This is a genomic window from Paenibacillus sp. SEL1 (assembly GCF_054602535.1).
Genome location: NZ_CM137723.1, coordinates 5,501,850 through 5,518,775, shown reverse-complemented (window position 1 = coordinate 5,518,775; position 16,926 = coordinate 5,501,850). Strand labels below are relative to the sequence as shown.

Sequence of the window (16,926 nt, the reverse complement as noted above, 5' to 3'; positions counted from 1 at the left end):
GCGGGAAGGATGATGCAACATGTTGAAAGGTCACATACACTCATTGGAAACCTTCGGGACCGTCGATGGTCCCGGCATCCGCTTCGTGCTCTTTATGCAAGGATGCTTGTTGAAATGTCAATATTGCCATAACCCGGACACTTGGGCCTTGAATGAAGGTAATCCGATGACGTTGGAGGAGGTATTGGCTGAGATTGAGCCGTATTTAGCCTATTACCGTTCTTCCGGAGGCGGATTGACCGTATCCGGTGGAGAACCGACGCTGCAAGCTCATTTTGTCGCAGAGCTGTTCAAAGAAGTGAAACGTCGGTGGAATTTGCACACGACACTGGACAGTAACGGATTTAATGACGCGGGCCGCATCCATGAACTGCTGGACGTAACAGACTTGGTGCTACTGGATATTAAGCATATTGACAATGACAAGCATATTAAGCTTACAGGCAAGTCTAACGACCGTATGCTGAGTACGGCTCGCTGGTTGTCTGAGCAAGGGCGCAAAATGTGGATTAGACACGTATTTGTACCGGGTATTCATGATGACGAGCAAGATTTATTGAATTTGGGACGGTTTATCGGAACGTTGAACGGAGTCGAGAAATTCGAAATTTTACCTTACCATCAAATGGGTGTTTACAAATGGGAAATGCTTGGTAAGGAGTATCCGTTGGAGGGAGTTCCATCTCCTACAGATGAAGAAGTTCAACGTGCTTACCGACTCATTGAAGAGGGTCGTCTGGAGACTGCTGGAAAGAATGCTGTCTGTCGTCCATCATAATGTAAATGGCTCAAAAGCTATTTCCTAGTAATGAAGCCGCCGCCACATCAGGTCAGATGGGCGGCGGTTTTTTGTTGTTGAATTTTTTGCAGTCACAGGAGAAAGTTCCCTTTTTTTCATGATCAGCAAAATTTCCAGAAACTTTTTAACAACTGACGCGTCTAATAGTATGACTTTTTACGGGAATGATAATAATTTGGTGATAGAAGGAGACAGACAATGAATTTCAAGAAATGGACCATGCTCACCGCCCTTGCGGTAGCTCAGGTGGCCGCAGTAGCCCCTGTAGGAGCAGAAGCAGCATCAACAACCGTTCAATCCACCGATTCGGTTAGCGCACAGCAGGCTCAGGCCAATGTTGCTGATTCAGGCGTTCAGAATAGCATCGGAGATCAAGATGGAACTAGCACACGAAATGACACGGTGACACCTAATAACACAGGCGTATCCAATGATCCATTGACTGGCCTGCCTACGGATACAACCAACGGATCGAACGTTTCCAATGATGTATACGGTGGAGACGGAACGATCACCAATCCTGGTGGAGCTCCAACATCCATGGGTGCTAATCAATTGATTTTGTACTTAAACAGCGCGAAAATGGAACAAAACGGACAGGTGTACACAGCAACTCAGCCGATGACCGTGAAGGACGGAGTTTCCTATGTAGCTATCCGTTCACTTGTCAGCCGTGTCGGATTGCAGTTTAGTTATGACACTGCCACCAAAGAAACCGTAATCACACAAGGAACAAATGTCATGCGCTTCAAAACAGACAGCAAGGTTTATACGGTTAACGGTGAAGCCAGACAAATGAAGGGACCGGCTTTTCAGCAAAAGAACGTATTTATGGTGCCATTGACCTCGATTACACAGGCCTTAAATATTCCTTATACTGTGAATAATACGACTAAACAAGTTATCATGGATTTGAATCAGAAACCTAAAGCTTCCTTCACGGTTCAACAAAAAGATATCTATGCGGGCGAAACCCAAGTTACGTATTTGACGAAGGAATCTTCTCCTACAGGTCTTCCGATTGTGAACCAACGTTGGGAAGGTAAGCAGGACGTATTTCAGGAGCCGGGTACATATGTAGTTACCTATTCTGTTCTTGACTCTGCTGGGAACTGGAGTGATCCTTACTCAGTTACAATTACAGTAAGACCACCAAATCAGCCGCCAGTGGCTCTGTTTACAACTGATAAAAAAGAGTACAAAATGGGTGAGAAAATCACCATTACCGACCTGAGTACAGATGATGAGAATGCAATCACTAAGCGTGATTGGGAGAATAAGAAACTTGCCTTCTTCCAACCAGGTGATGTAACAATCACACTCACCGTGACTGATAAACACGGCGCAACAGGTACCAAAAGTGAAACAATTAAAATTACGAATGAATTGCTGTACAACGAAGATGATTTCAATAAAATCTTCACACCATATGGTGATAAATATACAGTAGACGGCAGTCAGGTGCCTACCATGGCTACCATTCCTTTGACTAGTACATCTTCTCCGCGTCTTTTGATCCGTGCTAACAGCCCGGAACGTGTATTCCAGGACGGAATTGTGTATCAGGAAACCGGATCAGGCAGCACGCGCATACTCGTCCATCATGTGAATGAAACGGGTCGAGATGTGAAAATGTACGTGATTGCAACTAACAACAATATTACTCCTGCCAACATGAATGTCGAAAATTCTGGTTTTGCTGGACCATCTGAATTTGCCACGGCTGCGGGTAAAGTCTCAATTCAACGATATTTTCAATCCATGCAGGATGGAAGCAAGCGTTCTAGCTCAGTTCTAAATCCTGGCGAAAGCCGCATTATTTTAGAGGATTTGAATGCACAAAAAATCAAGCAAAAACAAGTCATATCTTTGTTATCTGATTTGTATACGGATCAACCGATTCAATACACGGTTATTGTGTTAGATGCAAATGTAGATCCGTTAACCGTGTTGCCTACTCTAGCTAAACTGCCTAAGGACGGTATTCATAACCGTGGAACATACGCTAATGCAGATATCTCGCTCAATTATACCGAAGAGGTTGGTAAAACAGCTCAACGTATCGTTCTTGGTGATAATAAGGTAGATCCGAACCTGATTGGTACGGACGGTCTGGACGGCTCTTCTGCTTCCAATGCCGGTAATTTTGGTGTTGTATATAAAGTTAAATTGGATCATGTAGCGCCGTATTCACTGATTACGTTCAACCCGCGTGGAGGCGAATATTCCGGCTATGCGATGGTAAACAATCAGGTTGTGGGTATCCCGACGAACGGCGCAGTATGGGCTCCAAATGAGATGAGTGTGCTGTATCGCACAGGGCATATCGAGGAAAGTGTAGAGATGTATTTCACTGCTGCTGCAGGAAGTAACTTGCCGGTTTCCGTAGTAGTTATGCCTTTGCCAGCTATTAAAAATTAATATGAAATAACCGGTGCTGTTTACCGGCTTAGACCTTGAGTCTCGTCATTCACCGTTTAAAAGTCGATGTCACTTGCAGAATATAGGCGTTCTCCTGCTGCGAATTTAATCGTAGCGCCGGAGAGCGTCTTTTTCTTATGTATAGATACGAATATCTCTTATAATATTGACTTTAATCGTGGTATAATAAATAGATGCAAGCCTAAGCCTGCATCAGAAAACCTGAAACTACAGACAGGGGAGGGTGAAACGCATGCTGACAAAGGATGAGATTATTGCAACAATGTCCGCTCAGGGGCTGCGTATTACAGATCAGCGCAAGACGTTGGCCACGTTATTTTCCGAGAATGAAGGGTATCTGTCCCCCAAAGACGTTTATGAATATATGGGTAAGAAGTACAGTGGACTTAGCTTTGATACGGTTTATCGTAATCTGCGTGTAATGCAGGAATTGGGTGTGTTGGAACAGGTATCTTTTGAGGATGGAATGAAGTTTAAGGTGAGCTGTAATGAGCATCATCACCATCACCATATGATTTGCTTGAGCTGTCAGAAAACATTACCGATTTCTTTTTGTCCAATGCAAATGACAGATACAACGGATCAATTCCAAATCGTCGAGCACAAGTTTGAAATTTTTGGTTATTGCAAAGATTGTCAACAGAAGAATGGGCATACTGATAGTAATTCGGATGGGGGATTCAGACAGACGAGCAGTCACACTCACAGCCACGGGGGCTACTGAAATGAAAATCACCACACGCAGAGTGGCACAGGCTCCGATTAAGTTTTATCGTTCCTATATTTCACCGTTAAAGCCGGCTACCTGCCGATTCTATCCAACGTGTTCGGCGTACGCGTTGGAGGCGGTAGAGGTGCATGGTGTACTCAAAGGTTCATGGCTTGCTGCTAAGCGTATAGCCAAGTGCCATCCCTTTCATCCGGGCGGCGTAGATTTGGTCCCTCCTGCAAAAAAGGGAACAGATAGGTCTAGCGAAGATCGTTTGGCTACCCACTCCAAGAAGGGTCTGACTTGACAGCGCTATGCGGATTTGGTTATATTTTGGTTAATATTGTTTTCCTGCGAAGGGATGAGTAGGGTAAACCGTCCAGTACAGAGAGCCGGGGTTAGCTGCAAACCGGTCTGGAGCGAAGCCTGAATATGGTCCTGGAGGAACCTTTTTCGAGCGTATTTGCCACAGTTATTAGTGCTTGGGAGGCAAGCGTAAGAGGGAGGCGTGTTCCAGCGTTAATGGGCGGTCAGATGTGACCGGTGAAGCCTGTAGTCTGCGAGGATACAGGAAAATTGGGTGGTAACGCGTGAGGTGACTCTCGTCCCATAGGGGCGGGGGTCTTTTTTGTGCCCAATTTGTGCCAAATTCATGAATTGGAGTACCATCATGTCAGCAGATCTTATCGAGCTGCCGTGAACAAAACAGGAGGCAACATACATGTCCAATGAGAACACATTTTACATTACGACACCGATCTATTATCCGAGCGACAAGCTACATATAGGTCATGCTTACACGACGGTTGCGGGAGATGCAATGGCCCGTTACAAGCGGCTACGTGGTTATGAAGTGCGCTATTTGACAGGAACGGATGAGCATGGTCAGAAGATAGAGCAGAAAGCGAGTGCAGCAGGCAAAACGCCGCAACGTTTCGTAGATGATATTGTGGCAGGTATTCAAGAACTGTGGCGGAAGCTCGACATTTCCAATGACGATTTTATCCGTACTACGGAGGAACGTCATAAGGCTGTCGTACAGGAAATTTTTGATCGTTTGTTGAAGCAAGGCGATATTTACAAGGGAGAATACGAAGGCTGGTACAGCATCCCTGACGAGACGTACTACACAGAAACTCAGCTGGTTGACGTGGTGAAGGACGCCGAAGGCAATGTGGCTGGAGGAAAAAGCCCGGATAGTGGACACCCTGTAGAACTGGTCAAGGAAGAGTGTTACTTTTTCCGTATGAGCAAGTATGCTGATCGGTTGCTGCAATTTTATGAAGAGAACCCACAGTTTATCCAGCCGGAATCACGTAAAAAAGAGATGATCAATAACTTCATCAAGCCGGGTCTGGAGGATTTGGCTGTATCACGTACTACCTTCGATTGGGGCATTAAGGTGAAGGGGGATCCGAAGCATGTCGTGTATGTGTGGATTGACGCACTTTCCAACTACATCACAGCCTTGGGTTATGGCTCTTCCAATACCGAGTTGTATGATAAATTCTGGCCTGCAAATGTGCATATCGTAGGTAAAGAGATTGTAAGGTTCCACACGATATATTGGCCGATCATGCTGATGGCGCTGGATTTACCGTTGCCTAAAAAAGTATTTGCACATGGTTGGCTGCTCATGAAAGACGGTAAAATGTCGAAATCAAAAGGCAATGTTGTAGACCCGGTGACATTGATTGACCGTTATGGTCTGGACCAGCTTCGTTACTACTTACTGCGCGAGGTGCCTTTTGGGGCAGACGGAACATTTACACCAGAAAGTTTTGTAGATCGAGTTAATTCGGATTTGGCAAATGATCTGGGCAACTTATTGAATCGTACCGTGGCGATGGTAGATAAATATCTTGATGGCAAGGTTCCGGCTTATGAAGCGAATGTAACAGCATTCGACGGAGCTTTGGAAGACATGGCAACATCGACTTATAGCAAAGTAGAAGAAGCTATGGAAAACATGGAGTTTTCCGTGGCATTAACGGCGATTAGCCAATTTATTAGCCGCAGCAACAAGTATATTGACGAGACGCAACCATGGAACTTGGCTAAGGATGAGGGAAAACGTCGCGAATTGTCATCTGTTATGTTGCATTTGGTAGAAAGCTTGCGCATCGCTTCCATCTTACTCCAGCCATTCTTAACCCGTGCTCCTCATAAAATTTGGGAACAGCTCGGTATTAGCCAAGGTGAGCTGACTACATGGGATAGTGGCAAGGAGTTTGGTCGTATTCCGGAAGGAACGCAGCTGGTCAAAGGTAATCCGATCTTCCCGCGTCTGGATTCAGAGCAAGAGGTTGCTTTTATCGTGGAAGCAATGACCGGGGGGAAGAAACCGGAAGAAGCTACAGCACAAGTTCAACCGCAAAATGCATCTGAGGCGAGCCAGGAAGCCCCGGAGGCAAAGGAAGAGATTGGCATTGAGGATTTTGCCAAGGTAGAACTGCGCGTTGCTCAGGTCGTCGCCTGCGAGCCTGTGAAGAAGGCCGATAAACTGTTGAAGCTCCAACTTGATCTTGGTTATGAGCAGCGGCAAGTTGTATCAGGGATTGCGAAGTTTTATACGCCTGAAGATATCATTGGACGCAAGGTGATCTGTGTGACCAATCTGAAGCCAGTAAAACTTCGGGGAGAGCTGTCGCAAGGTATGATTTTGGCAGCATCACATGGAGATCAGCTTACGCTGGCCACCGTACCGGAAGGTATGCCGAATGGTGCAGTTGTAAAGTAGTACGCTATATAAAAATAAAAGAACGTAACGAGCGTATGTCCGGGAATCATTCTTCCTGGGCATGCGCTTTTTGGCTTGCATCATATTTTGCTCCCGCTACACGTATGTTTTAGTAGGCAGGGCTTGTTTGTTCGTGTTCACTTAAGACAGGTGGGAGGGTATATGATGACAAATATCAACGCCGGGTTGGCGATCGTAGCCGGACTGGTTTCTTTTTTTTCACCGTGTTGTTTACCGCTGTATCCATCTTATTTATCGTATATGACAGGGATGTCTGCTCGTGAACTGGCTGAAGGACGGCACAAGGCCGAGGTTCGTTATCGTACGATGGGACATACACTTGCTTTTGTATTGGGCTTTTCGGTCGTTTTCTATTCACTGGGTGCAAGTGTGGGGTTGCTTGGAGAATGGTTTGCTAATTATGGGGATACGCTAAGAGTGGTAGCAGGGTTACTTATTTTACTAATGGGACTGGTATCTCTTGGTGTGGTGCGTCCTTTGATTCTAATGAGGGAGCATAAGTTTCGCTGGACATGGAAGCCTGCCGGGTACGCCGGTTCCTTTGTGATCGGAATTGGGTTTGCGGCAGGCTGGTCGCCCTGTATCGGTCCCATGCTAACAGCTATTATCGCTTTGGCGGCAGTAGAGCATCGCATTTGGTTCAAGCTGATTACAGGCTATGCGCTTGGCTTTGCGATTCCATTTTTTGTATTAGCTTTGCTGGCAGGCTCTGTTCGACTATCCTCTCGCTATACCTCCATCCTAATCAAAACAGGTGGCATACTACTTGTTATCACTGGCATTTTACTGGTAACAGATCATATGACTGATGTAACGCTATTTTTACAACGGATTACCCCAGATTGGATGCTAGTTATGTGAAATATTCAATACGACTTAAAGGGAAATGTTCAAAAATGCGCTCTGTGATAAACTCTCGTAGTGCATTTTGTTGTTCATCGGGATAAACATATTTGTTTTGTCCCCAGCGGCCCCATTTTTTCTTGCGTTTCTCTATGTCCATCTCCAGCTTGGTTTTCGGATAACGTTTCTCGATGACAGCTTTGGATGTTTTGGTGAAGCGATGCTGAATTAATTCGAACGTCAAATCTTTTGTAGCATGCTGGGGCAAGGAATCTCCCAATTTACGCAGCAACTCGCCGTAGCCTTCTTCCCAGCCGTCATACCAGATGATGGGTGCAATGATGAACCCCAGTGGATAACCTGCTCGTGCGATTTTGCCCGCGGCTTCAATACGTTCCTCGAAGCGTGAAGTTGCAGGTTCAAACTGTTTAATAACATAATCGGAATTAATGCTAAAGCGGATGCGAGTATGACCATTATGTTTAATATCCAGCAATGGATCAACATGATGATATTTAGTAACAAAACGCAGACGACCAAATTCCTCATCTGCCATGAAACGAATCAAGTCTCCAAGCGTTCCGGTGATATGCTCCAAACCAACCGGATCGGAGGTACAAGCTGCTTCAAAACGGGTAATTTCAGGCGCACGCTCCTCGATATAAGCTTTAGCTGCTGATAAGATATCGTCAGTGTTGACATATACACGAATATACGGTTTTGCTCCCAAGGTTGTTTGTAAATAACAGTAGTGACAGTGCCCCATGCAGCCAGTCGAAATGGGGATAGCGTATTCGGCAGAGGGCTTGGATTGGTCAAAAGTCAACGTTTTACGGATACCGACTACCAAAGTTTTTTTTGCCATTCGGTACTTTTCAACTTCAGTTTCACCTGGTAAATTGGTAATTCGGTTGTGAGAGGTAGTCATCCGATACGGAATATCCTTGGCTTTAACCCAATCCATAATACGCTGGCCCTTGGGATAATTCAGTGCGTCTGGCTCAAAAAACACCAGGTCAGGCAAAAATGGCTTGGTTCCTCTGGTTTGGACAGGAGTACGCTCAAGCGTAGACATGGCTAACGCTCCTTTCGAAATAAATCCACACTGCTCTGGTGTCCAACTTTAACATTTTGCCGCAGAAATAAACGATACAGGACGACGATATTAGTGTGCCCGGCTTAAATTGAACAAATCGTGGCAATAGCTGTGAGTGAAGGGATGAGACTTGCCAATGGGCAATGATAACATGTATCATTACATAGTAGGTTTAACGCAGGAAATGAAGGCGGTAAGCGCCCGTTCAATAACAGAAAAGAGGGAAACAAGTGCCAACGCCAAGCATGGAAGATTATTTGGAACGCATTTACCAACTGATTGATGAGAAGGGCTATGCTCGTGTCTCGGATATCGCAGAGGGGTTAGAGGTGCATCCTTCGTCTGTCACCAAAATGATTCAGAAGTTGGATAAGGACGATTATCTTGTATATGAGAAGTATCGGGGACTGATTTTGACACCGAAAGGGAAAAAGGTCGGCAAACGGTTGGTTGATCGCCATCAGTTATTAGAGCAATTTCTGGATATGATTGGGGTTGACAAGGACCTGATATATAAAGATGTGGAAGGTATTGAGCATCATCTGAGCTGGGATTCCATCACCCGTATCGAAACATTGGTCGAATATTTTCGCCGGGATGAAGATCGCTTGCGCCAGCTTCATGACATACACAAGGAATTGAGTGGAGATTCCTAAAAGCATCTGTCCTTACGGACGATGCTTTTTTATTTGTCCTGACCGCAACAAATATCCGGTTATTAGCGTCTATCCATTATATAGCAGGACAAGATAGGGGTTAAAATTAACAGGGTTAGCGGAGGATTGTAATAATATGAATCGAAAGAAAATAGTGGCGTTGGCTGCTGGTCTACTCTTAGCAGTGCAGACTGCCATCGTTCCTGGAGTTCAAGCAGCTCCAACTGGTGATATTGAAATTATATTGGACGGACAGTCCCTGCAAAGTGACGCGTCACCGTATATTGTACAGGGAGCCAATGTTACGATGGTTCCTTTGCGAGTGATTAGTGAGGGATTGGGCGCTCAGGTCAACTGGTCGGAATCGTCCGGTACGGTAACGATTACAGCACAGAACAAAAATATATCTATGGAGAACGGTGCACAAAGCGCTACAGTGAATGGCAAGTCAGTTCGACTGGATGCCTCTGCCCGTATGACAAGCGGGAGAGTCATGGTGCCACTGCGTTTTGTTGGGGAAGAGTTGGGATTAAAAGTGGATTGGCAAGCTTCAGAGCGAGTCATTACGTTAAGCAGTGGTAAGGAAGGTGTCTCTACTGGCGGGAACACTTCTGCGGGAAGCAGCGGCTCCATATCAGATACGTCTGCATCTGGCAATCAGGGCAGTGTAAGTACAGATCAGGGAGCTATCGATGATGAGCAGGCGGTTGTCACTTCACCGTCAACGTCTACTAGTGAGGAGGGTTCAAGTTCTTCGCAGGCAAATGTTGTTCAGGTAAAGGCTTCAACTTCCATGCGTGGAGCATGGATTTCTACCATTAATGGAGATTGGCCTTCTTCCGCTGCCCGAAGCAGCTCCGAGAAGCAAAAGCAGGAGTTTACTAAAATGCTCGATGATTTGCAGGGGATGGGCATCAATGCGGTATTTGTTCAGGTTCGTGCCAGCGGTGATGCGCTCTATCCGTCGAGTCTCGTACCATGGAGCAAGTATTTGACCAACACCCAAGGTAAAAATCCAGGCTATGACCCCTTGAAATTTATGATTAGCGAATCGCATAAGCGAGGGATGGAATTTCATGCTTGGTTTAATCCATTCCGTGCGAATTCCACAGGAACAACCAGCGGTTTGGCTACAAACCATGTGGCTAATCAACACCCGGACTGGATTGTTAAGAATGGTAGCCAATTGTACATCAATCCAGGAATTCCGGCTGCACGTCAGCATGTCATTGCGGCGATTATGGAGGTCGTGAACGGATATGATATTGACGGCGTGCATTTGGACGATTATTTTTATCCTTACAGCGGGACTTTTGATGATGATGCGACCTTCAAAGCATATAATGCCAACAAAATCTCTAACAAGGGCGACTGGCGGAGAGACAATGTGAACAGTTTTGTCCGCGATTTGGGCAAAAGTATTCATGGCAGCAAGTCTAAAGCTCAATTTGGAATTAGTCCTTTTGGGGTATGGCGTAACAAATCTCAGGATTTAACGGGTTCAGACACGAAGGCAGGCGTTACAGCGTATGATACGACGTTTGCGGATGTAAGAACCTGGATTAACAAAGAATGGATTGATTATGTAGCTCCACAAATTTACTGGAGTATCGGTTTCCCGGCGGCGGGATATGACAAGCTTGTCGCATGGTGGTCCAATGAGGTCAAAAACACAGATGTTAAGCTGTATATCGGTCATTCTCCGTATAAGATCGGCACCCCTGAAAAGGGCTGGCAAACGGCTCAAGAGCTAATTAAGCAGCTTGAACTGAACGAAGATTATAAACAGGTCAGAGGCGATATTTACTTTAGTGCACAGCATTTGCGTAAAAATCCATACGGACTCATTCAGCTTCTTCAAAATTATTATCAAATGTGATATAAATTGGATCATATAGGTTCTATTTGGGCCTCCGTTCTCATACATAAGCAGTAGAACTGCTTACTCCCAAGAGAACGGAGGTTTTTTGATCTATGCTGATCAATGCTGTGTTCCAGGGTGGAGGGGTTAAGGGAATTTCGCTGGCGGGTGCAGTTAAGGCTGCGGAGGAGCATGGAATTGTATTCAATCGTTTGGCAGGTACATCATCAGGTTCTATTGTAGCTGCTTTATTGGCGGCGGGATACTCTGCGGATGAAATGAAAGCCGTAATTGAGAAAACCCCCTTGGTCAAGTTGTTACGACGTTCTCCAGTGTTCAATATTAAGTGGGTTGGACCAGCAGCTCGTATCTTTCTTAAAAAAGGGCTCTACTCAGGGGAGGCACTGGAGCACTGGGTACGTGAGCTGTTACGAGCTAAGGGAGTGCGTACGTTCGCGGATTTACCTCCTGGCAAATTGCGCATTATTGCATCAGATATTACGAATGGACGCATTCTGGTGCTTCCTGAGGATATCAAACGTTTTGGTATCAATCCCTCTTCACTGGAGGTAGCTAAAGCCATTCGGATGAGCACAAGTATCCCTTATTTTTTTGATCCTGTTATGTTAAGGCTTGATTCTGCACTTGCCAAGGGAAAGACTTTTTCTCAGCAATTTGTATTTGTAGTTGATGGGGCTTTACTAAGCAATTTGCCTTTGTGGCTTTTTGATGAGCCTGTAAATGAACGTGAGGCCAAAACGATTCCAACGGTAGGGTTTCAAATGGTGGGCAAAACGGGTACGGAGACCAAAGTTTCTTATATACGGGGTCCATTGACCATGCTGCAGGCTATTTTTGATACCATGCTATCAGCACACGATGAGCGATATATTGAGCAGGAGAATCGGTATCGGACGATTAAGATTCCAACATTGGGTATCCGCACTGCACAATTTAATATTTCTACAGAGCAAAGTGATTTGTTGTATGCTTCCGGTGTGCAGGCAGGGGATGCTTTTTTCCACAAATGGAGCATTACTTCTTACCAGCAGCAGTATAGCAAGTATCAATTGATGAAGGATACCATGTACGCTATGAAATAAACACTAACTCGCAGTTAAAGTTAATTTAAAAGGGTGTAAAAAGGAGCCTTTTCCCGGTCATATTTGAATACGCGGGTGATGGCTCCTTTGTGCTACATTTTAAAGGATGTGATTATCATTAATGATATTTAGGTTGTTCTTCTTCATTTTTTCCCTTGGAACCCTCAATCACATGAAAAGGATACGCTTTGCGCTTGCCTGTAGTTTGCTGCTTACGTGCGTTGGCTGTTTTGGCCATGGTGCGCACAGAGGGTTTGATTTTGGGAGTACGGCTACGTTGTCCTGGTAGGTATTTGTATAGCAGAAATATAACTGCAAAAACAAGGACGGGAATTAGTAAACTTATAAGAAAGCCCCAGCTTCCTCTCCATAGCATATCCACAATTCCATATGCACCCAAAGCAAGGGTAAGCCAGAAAATAACGGCATGTCTGTTCATTATTCATTCATCCTTTCACAGGATCAAGGACCGGACTGTTGAAGGTCTCCTTTACAGGTACATTTTCCAACTCAGCATCCAATTCAAGCATACGCTTAAATGAGGCAATAGATACCTCCACTTGATCATCAGTCGGTTCTTTGGTGGTAAGTAGTTGCAACCACAGACCGGGGTAACCTAAATAACGAAGTACCGGAATTTCACGAAGGGCATTGGTTAGCTTGAGGAATTCAAAAGAAAGCCCCAGTACGATCGGAAGTAGTAAAAGCCGTTGCCCCATACGTTCCCACAGACTATCGTAGGTAAATAAGGAATAGACAAGCACCCCGATGATCACAGTCAGCATAATAAAGCTACTACCACAGCGGTAATGTAGACGACTGTATTTCTGTACATTGGCCGGAGTTAGTTCTTCCCCAGCTTCGAATGCAGTAATTACTTTATGCTCTGCACCATGATATTGAAACAATCGTTTAATTAACGGAGTTTGGGAAATACCCCACAAATAAGCCAGTAACAGAATCAGCTTAATAGCTCCTTCTGCGAGGTTATGCAAAATTTGGCTGTGAAACAAGCTACCGAACAGGAAATTCTCTACAATAACCGGAACGAGAGTCAATACAATTTTGCCAAACAGGAATGACAAAATACCGACCGCCGCCACACCGATCATCATACTCAGACTCCAGCGAGATTCTTCTTTTTTCTTTTGCTCAGCGCGTTCTTCCGGATCTACTTCATCATCAGCATACGCATCGGCTGAATAGTTTAAATGCTTGGTACCTTTGGCGCTGGAGTCGATGATGCTTACAATCCCCCGCAATAAAGGAATTCTGCGGAATTTGGATACCCAGGATTGCTCCTTGCGTGGTACTTCCAAATATGTGATTTCGCCAGTTTTGCGGCGAACTGCCGTGACATTGACACGCTTGCCGCCGAACATGACACCTTCAATGACTGCCTGACCACCATAGCTCACAGGCTTGGATGCTTGTGACAACCGTCTCACCTCTCTTAATACATGCTTTTTTGTATATTGTATCGAATTTGGAAGGGAATATCTAGTTAGATGAAACTGGTGTAACCACAGGCTTATAAAAAAAGCATTTATGGAGCGTCAGACTGCTCACATAAATGCTAATCATTATAAAACCGAATGAATATTTGGAAACAACCTATTGCGTAATCGCCCCGACAACCTGGTCAACCAGCCCTTTTGAAGAGAGAGGGCCGCCAAACGTCCATGTCGTACCGCTCAGTGAATAGGTACGTTTTTCTTTAACGAAATTTAGACCGTTCCAGACCGAATTATTTTTCATGGGTGCACCGAAAACATTATCGTCCGGCTGCACAATATAGATAAAGTTGCTATCCTGAACGGCAGACAGAGCTTCAATGCCTACAGTTGAAAAGCCATACTGTTCAACTTTGCTCGGTTTCCAATCATTAATCATACCGATCTTCGCCAGTGTTGCCACGACGACTGAATTATCCGAAAACATACGGAGGCTGGCCGCATTTTGCGAAGTGAAAGCCTGTGTCAGTATATAATGATAATCTGACTTGCCAGCAGCGGCGAGCTTTTCTTTGGCTTCAGCATAATGCTGATCCAGTTCGGCAAGCACCTGCTTAGCTTTGTCTTCTTTTCCAAGAGCGACTGCGATGCTATTAAAAATTTCTACCATTTTATCATGATCGTAGCCGTTACCATCGTTCAGATTATATTCGATCGTCGGAGCGATGGCCTTGAGTTGATCATAGATAGCTTCATTCCCATCAACATTGGAAATGATCAGATCCGGCTTCAATGCAGCAATCGCCTCCAGGTTCGGCTCGTTACGCGTACCGACATCGACCACGCTGCTGTCCAGAGCCGCCTCCGGTGTTACATACACCTTGTAGTTGGCATTGTCAGCATTACCAACCGGCTGAACGCCCAATGCAATCAAATCCTCTGTAAATGTCCATTCCAGTACTACGACACGCTGTGCGGGCTTGTTGAGCGTGATCTCACCACGATTATGCTTTACCGTCACAGGACCGGTCGCTGTGTCAGTCGGTTTGCTACCCGACGTGGGTGCCTGATCTTTATCCGATGCTTTGTCGGCTGCTCCGCAACCTGCCAAAGTGAGCGTAAAAACCATTAATAATAAAATGCCAATGAGTCCCTTTTTCATAGAAGCATTCTCCCGTATATATGTTTTTAGAAAATGATAATGATTATCATTTTCATCATTATATTATGATAGAGGATTGAAATTTTGTCAATGCAAAAAACGGGTCCGAACGCTTAACTGGTAAGCTGCTATTATTCTGCATTCCGGTTCATTGTTAAAATATCCTCCTTTTGAGCATACTACCTAGCAAAATGGGAATGCAGAATCCCATGGAAGTACATGCATCTTCGATTGCAATAGTCTTTACCATGAAAAAAGTTTGCATCTTGAAAGGGGATTAAACAACATGAGTGAAACCTACTCTATACCCAAGATAGGCCATGAACAGGAGCAGTCTCGCGAATCTCAGGATCAACGTAATCATAACGACAGTGGTGGAGGCAGACAGCAGTCAGGCAAAATACATACGCCTCTCATTCCTTTTGCACTTGAGTTGGGTTTTTTTGCGGGTGTGCTCTGGGGATTGCTGCGCTGGCTGTTTTATAAGTTGCACTTTACGGTAGTAGCGCCTGGCTTTCTCGCAGAGCCTTTTTTCAAGCATTCGTTTATGAACACCATGGCGGGGCACCTGGTAGGGCTACTGTTTTTTATTGCATTATCCGTCGTAGCTTCACTGGTGTACACTCTGTTGCTGCGCAGATTTAAGGGTCCTTTACCCGGAATTGTATATGGCCTGATTTGGTGGGTTGTTTTATTTGTATTAACAGGTCCTAAGCTAGGGATGATGAATCCCCCTAATCGGTTAACATGGAATTCCTTATATACGGAAATTTGTGTGTTTATGCTGTGGGGACTATTTATCGGATATACGGTTGCTGTCGAGTATACGGATGAAAGAAAGCGCGAGCCTGAGAAAGCTGAGGGCTGAACGTAACAAAAACTTCTCAAGCGCCTATTCCCTGTGTTAAAATAGCATTTGGTTATTTGACAGAGGGGAGCGGAATGAAAGATGAAGAATGACCGGGTGTTAAAGCTGCGGCAGGCGCTGGGCGAGCATAATCTGCGGGCTATGCTAATTACTAGCCCTGTCAATCGTCGATATTTGACAGGCTTCACAGGTTCGGCGGGTTATGTGCTGATTACGGAATCCCATAGCTATTTGCTGACTGACTTTCGCTATATGACGCAAGCGACCGAACAAGCCGAAGGCTTCACGGTGGTGCAGCACGCTGCACAGGTCATGGAAACGGTGAAAGAATTGCTGTCTTCCCATCAGATCAGCGAAACAGGCTTCGAGCAAGATGCGGTAACTGTTGCGACGCATAAAGCTTATAGCGAAGATTTGTCACCTATTTCACTGGTTCCGGTGTCGGGCATTGTGGAGAAGTTAAGAGTGTACAAGGATGCAGAAGAGCTGGAAGTGATGCAGCGGGCAGCGGATTTGGCAGATGCTACATTTGCGCACATTTTACCTTACATCAAGCCAGGTGTCAGCGAGCGTGAGCTGGATCTGGAAATGGAATTCTTCATGCGCAAGCAGGGAGCTACATCCTCTTCATTTGACACAATTGTGGCTTCCGGGGTTCGTTCGGCATTGCCCCATGGCGTAGCCAGTGCTAAGTTAGTACAAGCAGGCGAGCTGATTACGTTTGATTTTGGTGCGTTGCTGGATGGCTATTGCTCTGATTTGACACGTACAGTGGCTACACAAGGGGATTTGGCGCCCCAGTTGCGCGAAATCTACGATATTGTACTTAAGGCGCAGCTTCACGCACTCGAACATATTAAGCCGGGCATGACAGGCCGTGAAGCGGATGCACTGACCCGGGATATTATTGCGAGCCATGGCTATGGAGACAATTTCGGGCACAGTACAGGTCATGGTCTGGGTCTTGAAGTACATGAATCTACACGTCTGTCGAAGGCGAGTGATGATATTCTGGAGCCGGGTATGGTGGTAACGGTCGAGCCAGGTATCTATGTCCCTGGATTGGGCGGTGTACGGATCGAGGATGATATCGTTATTACAGATAGCGGCATCAAAGTATTAACACATTCGAGCAAAGAATTTACAGTCGTTTAATAACGATAACAGTCCTG

At 45.4% G+C, this 16,926-nt stretch carries 15 protein-coding genes; 11 read left to right on the top strand and 4 right to left on the bottom strand.

Annotated features, from left to right (window positions below; all coding sequences use genetic code 11):
* Window positions 1-19: 19 nt before the first annotated feature.
* From pflA to ACYCSE_RS25320, 6 genes are all read left to right on the top strand, one after another.
* Window positions 20-778: a pyruvate formate-lyase-activating protein gene (pflA, locus tag ACYCSE_RS25345; protein ID WP_013310845.1), complete on the top strand. Its 759-nt coding sequence runs from the start codon at window positions 20-22 to the stop codon at window positions 776-778.
* Between the two features lie 219 nt (window positions 779-997).
* A complete protein-coding gene (locus tag ACYCSE_RS25340) occupies window positions 998-3,220 on the top strand; it encodes a copper amine oxidase N-terminal domain-containing protein (RefSeq protein ID WP_446674667.1) in 2,223 nt (740 codons plus the stop codon).
* Window positions 3,221-3,473: 253 nt separating this feature from the next.
* Window positions 3,474-3,965, top strand: coding sequence for a Fur family transcriptional regulator (locus ACYCSE_RS25335; RefSeq protein WP_013310843.1), 492 nt, complete (start codon window positions 3,474-3,476; stop codon window positions 3,963-3,965).
* Window position 3,966: 1 nt separating this feature from the next.
* Entirely contained in the window at window positions 3,967-4,257 is a 291-nt protein-coding gene (gene yidD, locus ACYCSE_RS25330; RefSeq protein WP_459700527.1) for a membrane protein insertion efficiency factor YidD, read from the top strand.
* A 414-nt stretch (window positions 4,258-4,671) separates the two neighbouring features.
* Entirely contained in the window at window positions 4,672-6,690 is a 2,019-nt protein-coding gene (metG, locus tag ACYCSE_RS25325; protein WP_250261062.1) for a methionine--tRNA ligase, read from the top strand.
* 165 nt (window positions 6,691-6,855) lie between these two features.
* Window positions 6,856-7,572, top strand: coding sequence for a cytochrome c biogenesis CcdA family protein (locus tag ACYCSE_RS25320; protein WP_459702569.1), 717 nt, complete (start codon window positions 6,856-6,858; stop codon window positions 7,570-7,572).
* Here ACYCSE_RS25320 and splB read toward each other — a convergent pair.
* Window positions 7,565-8,629 (bottom strand): spore photoproduct lyase, encoded by a 1,065-nt coding sequence (gene splB, locus ACYCSE_RS25315; RefSeq protein ID WP_459700525.1) that lies wholly within the window; start codon window positions 8,627-8,629, stop codon window positions 7,565-7,567. The genes ACYCSE_RS25320 and splB overlap by 8 nt on opposite strands.
* 251 nt (window positions 8,630-8,880) lie before the next feature.
* On the opposite strand from splB, the gene mntR reads away from it, so the two are divergent.
* From mntR to ACYCSE_RS25300, 3 genes are all read left to right on the top strand, one after another.
* Entirely contained in the window at window positions 8,881-9,306 is a 426-nt protein-coding gene (mntR, locus tag ACYCSE_RS25310) for a transcriptional regulator MntR (RefSeq protein WP_007430946.1), read from the top strand.
* A gap of 136 nt (window positions 9,307-9,442) precedes the next feature.
* Window positions 9,443-11,185: a family 10 glycosylhydrolase gene (locus tag ACYCSE_RS25305; RefSeq protein ID WP_459700522.1), complete on the top strand. Its 1,743-nt coding sequence runs from the start codon at window positions 9,443-9,445 to the stop codon at window positions 11,183-11,185.
* A 95-nt stretch (window positions 11,186-11,280) separates the two neighbouring features.
* Window positions 11,281-12,270 (top strand): patatin-like phospholipase family protein, encoded by a 990-nt coding sequence (locus tag ACYCSE_RS25300; RefSeq protein ID WP_039270925.1) that lies wholly within the window; start codon window positions 11,281-11,283, stop codon window positions 12,268-12,270.
* Between the two features lie 118 nt (window positions 12,271-12,388).
* Here the strand turns inward: ACYCSE_RS25300 and ACYCSE_RS25295 are convergent, their stop codons facing one another.
* From ACYCSE_RS25295 to ACYCSE_RS25285, 3 genes are all read right to left on the bottom strand, one after another.
* Window positions 12,389-12,709 carry a hypothetical protein gene (locus ACYCSE_RS25295; protein ID WP_039270926.1) on the bottom strand — a complete coding sequence of 107 codons (321 nt, stop codon included), beginning with the start codon at window positions 12,707-12,709 and terminating at the stop codon, window positions 12,389-12,391.
* A 7-nt stretch (window positions 12,710-12,716) separates the two neighbouring features.
* Window positions 12,717-13,709, bottom strand: coding sequence for a DUF1385 domain-containing protein (locus tag ACYCSE_RS25290; protein ID WP_039270928.1), 993 nt, complete (start codon window positions 13,707-13,709; stop codon window positions 12,717-12,719).
* A gap of 175 nt (window positions 13,710-13,884) precedes the next feature.
* Complete coding sequence (locus tag ACYCSE_RS25285; protein WP_250261065.1) at window positions 13,885-14,886, bottom strand: ABC transporter substrate-binding protein; 1,002 nt, start codon at window positions 14,884-14,886, stop codon at window positions 13,885-13,887.
* Between the two features lie 286 nt (window positions 14,887-15,172).
* On the opposite strand from ACYCSE_RS25285, the gene ACYCSE_RS25280 reads away from it, so the two are divergent.
* Window positions 15,173-15,754, top strand: a complete 582-nt coding sequence (locus ACYCSE_RS25280; protein ID WP_039270930.1) for a YqhR family membrane protein — start codon at window positions 15,173-15,175, stop codon at window positions 15,752-15,754.
* An 81-nt stretch (window positions 15,755-15,835) separates the two neighbouring features.
* Window positions 15,836-16,909, top strand: coding sequence for a M24 family metallopeptidase (locus ACYCSE_RS25275; protein ID WP_061829060.1), 1,074 nt, complete (start codon window positions 15,836-15,838; stop codon window positions 16,907-16,909).
* Window positions 16,910-16,926: the final 17 nt, after the last annotated feature.

Excerpts from the sequence above, each read along its gene's own strand:
- ACYCSE_RS25280 (WP_039270930.1), top strand. The coding sequence starts at position 15,173 with ATGAGTGAAACCTACTCTATACCCAAGATAGGCCATGAACAGGAGCAG.
- ACYCSE_RS25335 (WP_013310843.1), top strand. The coding sequence starts at position 3,474 with ATGCTGACAAAGGATGAGATTATTGCAACAATGTCCGCTCAGGGGCTG.
- ACYCSE_RS25340 (WP_446674667.1), top strand. The coding sequence starts at position 998 with ATGAATTTCAAGAAATGGACCATGCTCACCGCCCTTGCGGTAGCTCAG.
- ACYCSE_RS25320 (WP_459702569.1), top strand. The coding sequence starts at position 6,856 with ATGACAAATATCAACGCCGGGTTGGCGATCGTAGCCGGACTGGTTTCT.
- ACYCSE_RS25295 (WP_039270926.1), bottom strand. The coding sequence starts at position 12,709 with ATGAACAGACATGCCGTTATTTTCTGGCTTACCCTTGCTTTGGGTGCA.
- metG (WP_250261062.1), top strand. The coding sequence starts at position 4,672 with ATGTCCAATGAGAACACATTTTACATTACGACACCGATCTATTATCCG.
- ACYCSE_RS25300 (WP_039270925.1), top strand. The coding sequence starts at position 11,281 with ATGCTGATCAATGCTGTGTTCCAGGGTGGAGGGGTTAAGGGAATTTCG.
- pflA (WP_013310845.1), top strand. The coding sequence starts at position 20 with ATGTTGAAAGGTCACATACACTCATTGGAAACCTTCGGGACCGTCGAT.
- yidD (WP_459700527.1), top strand. The coding sequence starts at position 3,967 with ATGAAAATCACCACACGCAGAGTGGCACAGGCTCCGATTAAGTTTTAT.
- ACYCSE_RS25305 (WP_459700522.1), top strand. The coding sequence starts at position 9,443 with ATGAATCGAAAGAAAATAGTGGCGTTGGCTGCTGGTCTACTCTTAGCA.
- ACYCSE_RS25275 (WP_061829060.1), top strand. The coding sequence starts at position 15,836 with ATGAAGAATGACCGGGTGTTAAAGCTGCGGCAGGCGCTGGGCGAGCAT.
- ACYCSE_RS25285 (WP_250261065.1), bottom strand. The coding sequence starts at position 14,886 with ATGAAAAAGGGACTCATTGGCATTTTATTATTAATGGTTTTTACGCTC.
- splB (WP_459700525.1), bottom strand. The coding sequence starts at position 8,629 with ATGTCTACGCTTGAGCGTACTCCTGTCCAAACCAGAGGAACCAAGCCA.